The 6,582-nt window shown below is 70.3% G+C and carries 5 protein-coding genes and 1 pseudogene; 2 read left to right on the top strand and 4 right to left on the bottom strand.

The window, feature by feature from the left end; translation table 11 throughout:
• The 4 genes and pseudogenes from Q0C81_RS14230 to Q0C81_RS14215 all read right to left on the bottom strand — a co-directional run.
• Window positions 1-323: pseudogene (locus tag Q0C81_RS14230) on the bottom strand (MFS transporter); the annotation flags it as partial.
• A complete protein-coding gene (locus Q0C81_RS14225) occupies window positions 320-883 on the bottom strand; it encodes a TetR/AcrR family transcriptional regulator (RefSeq protein ID WP_291839248.1) in 564 nt (187 codons plus the stop codon). The pseudogene Q0C81_RS14230 and the gene Q0C81_RS14225, both read right to left, overlap by 4 nt.
• A gap of 58 nt (window positions 884-941) precedes the next feature.
• Window positions 942-2,132 carry a winged helix-turn-helix domain-containing protein gene (locus Q0C81_RS14220; RefSeq protein ID WP_291839245.1) on the bottom strand — a complete coding sequence of 397 codons (1,191 nt, stop codon included), beginning with the start codon at window positions 2,130-2,132 and terminating at the stop codon, window positions 942-944.
• 55 nt (window positions 2,133-2,187) lie between these two features.
• Window positions 2,188-4,002 carry a von Willebrand factor type A domain-containing protein gene (locus tag Q0C81_RS14215; protein ID WP_291839242.1) on the bottom strand — a complete coding sequence of 605 codons (1,815 nt, stop codon included), beginning with the start codon at window positions 4,000-4,002 and terminating at the stop codon, window positions 2,188-2,190.
• Between the two features lie 149 nt (window positions 4,003-4,151).
• On the opposite strand from Q0C81_RS14215, the gene Q0C81_RS14210 reads away from it, so the two are divergent.
• Together Q0C81_RS14210 and Q0C81_RS14205 are read left to right on the top strand one after the other, a co-directional pair.
• Window positions 4,152-6,017, top strand: a complete 1,866-nt coding sequence (locus Q0C81_RS14210) for a monovalent cation:proton antiporter-2 (CPA2) family protein (RefSeq protein WP_291839239.1) — start codon at window positions 4,152-4,154, stop codon at window positions 6,015-6,017.
• 58 nt (window positions 6,018-6,075) lie between these two features.
• The gene (locus Q0C81_RS14205) at window positions 6,076-6,576 is read left to right on the top strand and encodes a hypothetical protein (RefSeq protein WP_291839236.1); all 501 of its coding nucleotides are present in this window, start codon (window positions 6,076-6,078) and stop codon (window positions 6,574-6,576) included.
• The last annotated feature ends 6 nt before the right edge of the window (window positions 6,577-6,582 follow it).

Here is a 6,582-nt window from a genome sequence, read left to right as displayed (position 1 = left end):
AACAGCCGCAGCCCGTATTGCATCCGGAACTTGATCAGCAGCAGGTTCATGCAGGCGTTGGTCATGACGAACACGACCGGCAGCCAGGCCGCCTCGACCAACGACACGCCAAGGGCGCCCGCCAGTTGCGGCGTGTTGGCCGTGACAATGGCGTTGCCGATGCTGCCCGTGGCCGTGATCAGCACACCGGTGCCGGCATAGGCCAGCCGCCACGGGGCCGTGTGGTCCGGCGTCGCGGGCGAGCCGGGCAGCATCGGCCGCTCGTGCGGCTTCAGGGTCTCGAGATACTCGGCCCACGGCAGGTGGAAGTTCCGACGGCTCATGCCTCCTCCCCGAGGCGCGCCTTCACAGCGTCCAGCACAAGCTCCAGCGTTCGGCGAGCGATGCCGTTCCGTTCACGCACCGTCGCATTGTGCAATCCGCCGCCCAGCATGGCCGCGAGGACGCGGATATCCTTCAGGGTCAGGTCGGACCGGACCACGCCCGCGGCCTGCGAAACCTTCAGCGGCGCGGCGGCCGCTTCGATCATCGCGGCGCGCAGCGGGGTCAGGAGTTCGGGCGACGGCGGCGACCGCACGACCCCGCCCAGGGCCGCGTTGCGGACCATCCGGTCGGACAGGGCGGCGAGGAAGTCCAGGAAGGCGTCCGGCGCGTCGCGGTCCGCGAACCGCTCGCCCAGTTCGGCCATGTCGTCCAGCAGCACCGCCAGCGCGATCTCGGTCCGGCCGGGGAAGTTCCGGTACAGGGTCGCGCGGCCGACGCCCGCCCGTTCGGCGATGCGGTCCAGCGGCGCGTCGATGCCCTCTTCCGCGAAGACGGCGCGGGCGGCGTCCAGCAGCGCCTTGCGGCGTTCGGCGGCGTCTTTCCTCAGCGGGCGATCCATGATGGCGCGTAAGTGGACAGTCGTGTCCACTTAATCAAGAGGCGCCGCCCCGGACTTTTCAAAGCGCGCCGGCCAGGGCCTCCGCCAGATCGCCCTTGCCGACGACGTGGACGCCCCCCAGCCCCAGCCAGCCGGCCATCCGCTTCAGCTCGTCCGCCAGCCGCACGGCGGTGTCGGGCGTGGCGTCCCGTTCACGCCAGGCGGCCTGCACCAGCAGTTGACCGGCCTTGCGGTCCGCCTTCAGGTCGACGCGCGCCGTGATGGCCTCGTCCTCCAGGAAGGGCAGGACGTAGTAGCCGTGCTCGCGCTTGTGGGCGGGGGTGTAGATCTCCAGCCGCACCCGCACGCCGAACAGCCGCTCGGTCCGGTCGCGCGCCCAGATCAGGTTGTCGAACGGCGACAGCAGGGCGACGCCCTCGACCTTCCTCGGGGTTCGGGCGCCCGGCGCCAGATAGGCGGCGTGACGCCAGCCCTTCACCGTCACCGGCGTCAGTTCCCCCGCCTCGACCAGTTCCGCGATCCGCGCCTTCGTCTCGGCCACGGGCATTCGGAACCAGTCGCGCAGGTCTGCCTCGGTCGCGACGCCGAGCGCCCGCGCGGCGATGCGGACCATCTCGCGCTGGGCGTCCGGTTCGTCGGGGGTCGGCAGGTCGAGGATGCGGTCGGGCAGGGCGCGCTCGGTCAGGTCATAGACCCGCTCGAAGCCGCGCCGGGTCTTGGTCGTGATCAGCCCGGCCCAGAACAGCCACTCGAGAGCGCGCTTGCCGTCCGACCACGACCACCAGCCGGGCTGGCCGCGCGGCCCTTGCGCGAAGTCGCCGCCGGTCACCGGGCCGCGCCGTTCGATCTCGGCCAGAACGCCGTCGATGTAGTCCCGCTTTTCGCGTCCGAACCGCGCCAGGCCGGTCCACATCGCCCCGTCGCGCGCCCGCGCCATACGCCAGCGGAACAGGGGTTGAAGCTCCATCGGCATCAGCGAGGCTTCGTGGCCCCAGTATTCGAACAGGCTGCGCCGCGCGCCCCAGGCCTCGGCCTCCAGTGCTTCTCGCGGATAGTCGCCCAGCCGCGAGAAGGCGGGCAGGTAGTGGGTGCGCGCCACCACATTGACGCTGTCGATCTGCACCACGCCCAGCTTGCGGACGAGGTCGCGGACATGGCTCCGGCCGGGCGCCGCGGGGCGGGTCCGGCCGAAACCCTGGGCGGCCAGGGCGATGCGGCGGGCGGTCTTCAGGCTGATGGTTTCGGTCACCGGGTCAGCCTAGCCGAAGTCTGCCGCCACGCCATGGCAGGATGGCGGAAACCGGCTACGGAACCGTTCGGGCGGGCAGGCCCTGCGCGGCCCGGACCAGCTGCACGAACTCGGCCCGGTCGCCGTATGGGTCATCGCCGCGCGCGCCCTGCGCCTGCTCCAGGATCTGATCCCAGCCGTAGTCGGCGGGCATCCAAGGATCGCCGCGCAGGCGTTGACCGAAGGCCGCGACCGCCAGCGCCCAGCGCGTGCTTTCCGGCGGCTGGGTCGAGCGGGCCGGCTGGCCGCTGTTGGACACCACGCGCTGGATCAGGCGCGAGTCCGCCTCGCCCGGCAGCTTGTAGCGGACCTGGACGAAGCCGATCTCCCCATTCGGATCGCCGCCGCCGACGCCGATGCGGTTCTGGTCGTAGCGCCGCTCGGGGATCTGGCTCGGTCCGCCGACGGGCGTGATTTCGTACAGGGCGGTCACCGAGGCGCCGGAGCCGACCTCGCCCGCATCGACGCGGTCGTTGTTGAAGTCTTCCTCGTTCAACATCCGGGTCTCATAGCCGATCAGCCGGTATTCGCTGACCCGCGCCGGATTGAACTCGACCTGGATCTTCACATCGTCGGCGATGGGGAAGGCGCCGCGGTCGAACATCGGCCCGAACAGGCGGCGTGCCTCGTTCAGGTCGTCGACATAGGCCGCCGTCCCGTTGCCGGCCTGGGCGATCGTCTGCATGCGGGCGTCCTGGTAGTTGCCGCGCCCGAAGCCGTAGACGGACAGGTAGATCCCGGTCGCGCGCTTGGCGGCGACGTAGTCCTCCAGCCGCTGGTTCTCGGTCACGCCGACGTTGAAGTCGCCGTCGGTGAACATCAGGATGCGGTTGACCTTGTCGGCCCCGAACGCGGCCTCGGCCTGCTGATAGGCGTTGACCATGCCCTGGGCTCCGGCGGTCGAACCGCCGGCGTTCAGGGCCGCCACGGCGCAGCGCAGCTTCAGCTTCTGGTCGCCCGGCGTCGGGCCGACGGCGGTGCCGACGTCGGAGGCGTAGTAGGTCACCGCCACCCGGTCCTGGGGCCGCAGGCGGTCGATGATCAGGTTCATGGACCGCTGCGCCAGCGCCAGCTTGTCCGGCGAGTGCATCGAGCCCGAGACATCGACCATGAAGGTCAGGTTCAGGGGCCGCCGCTGGGCCGCGGGCAGTTCATAGCCCTGCAGGCCGACGTGGACGATCTGGCGGCCCGGCGACCACGGCGCGGCGGCGACGACGGTGGTGATCGCGAACGGCTGACTGGCCGAGGTCGGACGGTCGTACCCGTAGTCGAAATAGTTGATCAGCTCCTCGACCCGCACGGCGTCGGCGGGCGGCGCGCGACCCTCGTCGATGAAGCGCCGGACGTTGGAATAGCTGGCCGTGTCCACGTCGATCGAGAAGGTGGACACCGGTTCGTCGGCGACGCGGCGCACCGGATTGGGCGTGGCGTCCGGATAGCGCTCTGTATCCGGCGTCGGCCGGGGGGCGACCGAGGGGTGCATCACCGGAGGAGCGACGGCGTACTGGGTGGTGGCGGCCCGCGCCTCAAGGCGCGGAATCGGTGAGGGCGCGACCGGCGGGGGCGTGGGCGGAGGAGGTGGCGGAGGCGGCATGGGCATTGAGGATTGCGGTCCAGTGCGCCTCATCCGCGTACCCGTGACGACGACATCGCTCTGAGCGACCTCCCGCTGCAGGGTGATCCCGACCTCACGGCAGGCCGCGACCGAGACTTCGCCGTCTCGCGCCAGCCGCCTTTGCGGCGCGCCCGCGGGAGGCGGCGGCGCGGCGCCCATGATCATGAGGGCGCTCATCGCCACGACGGTGGCGGACTTCAGCGGGCTGTGGGTCATCACGCATCTCCCTTTGGCTCTGACGGGCATCAGGGAGTTCAGCCTCGGGCCAAACTGTGGCGGGCGGACCTGACGAAGTCTGACGGCGCGGGGTGGCGATTCACGCCGTCGCGCCCCACTATGGAGCCTCGACTGACGAGGGGATGACGATGGCCGATGCGACCGGTGGACTCGAGCTGGGCCATGTGGCGGCGCTGCTGGCGGCGGGCGTCGTCGCCGTGCCGCTGTTCCGCAGGCTGCAACTGGGCTCGGTGCTCGGCTACCTGGCCGCCGGCCTGGCGATCGGCCCGTTCGGCGTCGGCCTGTTCACCGAACCGGAGGTCATCCTTCACGTCGCCGAGTTCGGGGTGGTCATCTTCCTGTTCATCATCGGACTGGAGATGCGGCCCAGCCGGTTGTGGAGCCTGCGCAAGGACATCTTCGGCCTCGGCGCGGCCCAGGTGCTGGGCGCCGGCCTACTGCTGACCTTCACCGGCATGGCCGCCGGCCTGTCGGTTCCGGTGGCCTTCGTCGCGGCCATGGGCTTCGTGCTCAGCTCCACCGCCGTGATCATGCAGATGCTGGATGAGCGTGGGGAGATGTCCGCGCCCTCGGGCCAGCGCGCCGTCTCCATCCTGCTGCTGGAAGACCTCGCCATCGTGCCGTTGCTGGCCGTGGTCGCCGTCATGGCCTCGGTCATGGGACTGGCGGGCGAGGCGGCGCCGCCCCTGTGGCGCACGGTCGGCCTCGCGATCGGCGCGGTGGCCATCGTCTTCCTGGCCGGCAAATTCCTGATCAATCCAATCTTCCGCCTCCTGGCCCGCTATGGCGGCCGCGAAGTGATGACCGCCGCGGCCCTGCTGGTCGTCGTGGGCGCCGCCTGGCTGATGGACCTGGGCGGCCTGTCGATGGCCATGGGCGCCTTCCTCGCCGGCGTGCTGATGTCGGAGTCCACCTTCCGGCACCAGCTGGAGGCGGACGTGGAGCCCTTCCGCGCCATCCTGCTGGGCCTGTTCTTCCTCAGCGTCGGCATGTCGCTGGACCTCGGCGTGGTGCTGGCCGACTGGCAGGTCGTGGTCGGGGGCGTCATCGCCTTCATGGCCGTGAAGGCCGTGGCCATCTACGGCGTCGCCCGCATCTTCAAGGCCAGTGAGCGCGAGGCCGTGGAACGCGCCGTCCTGTTCGCCCAGGGCGGGGAGTTCGCCTTCGTCCTGTACGCCGCCGCCCTGACCACCGGGGTCTTCGACGCACGCATCTCGGGCATCGCCACCGCCGTGGTCATCCTGTCGATGGTGCTGACGCCGCTGACCACCCTGCTGGTCGGCCGCCTGATGCCCGCCTCGACCCTGAACCCCGAGGATGCGGACGGCGTCGACAAGGCCAAGAACCTGCGCGAGCGGGTGCTGATCATCGGTTTCGGCCGCTTCGCCCAGGTGGTTTCCCAGCCTCTGCTGGCCCGCGACGTGGACGTCTCCATCATCGATCTGGACGCGGAGATGATCCAGGCCGCCGGCAATTTCGGCTTCAAGGTCTACTACGGCGACGGGACCCGGCTGGACGTGCTGCGCGCCTCGGGCGCCGCCAACGCCGAGACCATCCTGGTCTGCGTCGACAAGCAGGCGGACGCGGACAAGATCGTCGAACTGGTCAAGGCCGAGTTCCCGCTGACCAAGCTGTTCGTCCGCGCCTACGACCGGGGCCACGCCATCCGCCTGGTCCAGGCCGGGGTCGAGTATCAGCTGCGCGAAACCTTCGAGAGCGCCCTGGTGTTCGGCTATCAGGTGCTGATCGACCTGGGCTTCACCCACGAACAGGCCGGGGAGACCATCGAGGACGTCCGCCGCCGCGACGAGGAACGCCTGTCCATCCAGATGGTCGAGGGCATTCAGGGCGGGCGGTCGCTGATGCGGGGCAACATCCGCACCACCAAGCCGGAGCCCTACATCAAGCCCCGTCGCGAGGGGCAGGCTCTCAACGAGGAAGCGGCCGAAGCCCTCGAGGAAGAGGAAGAAGAGCGCGAGAAGGCCGGCGTTTGATCCATCACGGCGCCGGCGCGTTCAGCCTCGGGGTCGCAGCCATCTTCAGGAGCCCAGAATGTCGAAGCTGTCCGCCGTCGCCGTTTCGCTTGCCGTCTTCTCCCTGGTCGCCGCCTGTTCGCCGCCGGCCGAAGCTCCGGCCGCGCCCGCCGAACCCGCCGCGGCTGCGCCCGCGCCGTTGCCGACTGTCGACGCCGCGGCGCTGCAGGCCATCCTGTCGCCCGATGAAACCCTGTCGGTGGTAGAGCTTCCGCGCGAGGGTTCGACCACGGTCAGGGGCGAGGTCAAGGGTTACAAGTCCACCGTCTGGGCCGTCCCGGTGGCGGCGGGGCAAACCCTGACGGCGACCTTCGCGCCCTCGAACACCAACCTCTACATCAACGTCATCGACGCGGCGGACACCAGCGGCGCCGCCGTCCATGCCGGAGAGACCGCCGGCGCGACGGCGACGGTCACCGCGGAGAAGGGTGCGATCTACATCATCCGGCCCTTCCAGCCTCGCGCCATGGCGCGTCGTGACGAGACCGGTGGCTACAGCCTGACCATCGCCCGGCGCTGAGCCGGG

This window comes from Brevundimonas sp. (assembly GCF_023259385.1).
GTDB lineage: Bacteria > Pseudomonadota > Alphaproteobacteria > Caulobacterales > Caulobacteraceae > Brevundimonas.
The sequence above is the reverse complement of the archived record's forward strand: the minus strand, read 5'-3'. Positions and strand labels throughout refer to the sequence as shown.

Coding starts and splice junctions, on each gene's coding strand:
- Q0C81_RS14225 (WP_291839248.1), bottom strand. CDS start 883: ATGGATCGCCCGCTGAGGAAAGACGCCGCCGAACGCCGCAAGGCGCTG.
- Q0C81_RS14215 (WP_291839242.1), bottom strand. CDS start 4,002: ATGACCCACAGCCCGCTGAAGTCCGCCACCGTCGTGGCGATGAGCGCC.
- Q0C81_RS14210 (WP_291839239.1), top strand. CDS start 4,152: ATGGCCGATGCGACCGGTGGACTCGAGCTGGGCCATGTGGCGGCGCTG.
- Q0C81_RS14205 (WP_291839236.1), top strand. CDS start 6,076: ATGTCGAAGCTGTCCGCCGTCGCCGTTTCGCTTGCCGTCTTCTCCCTG.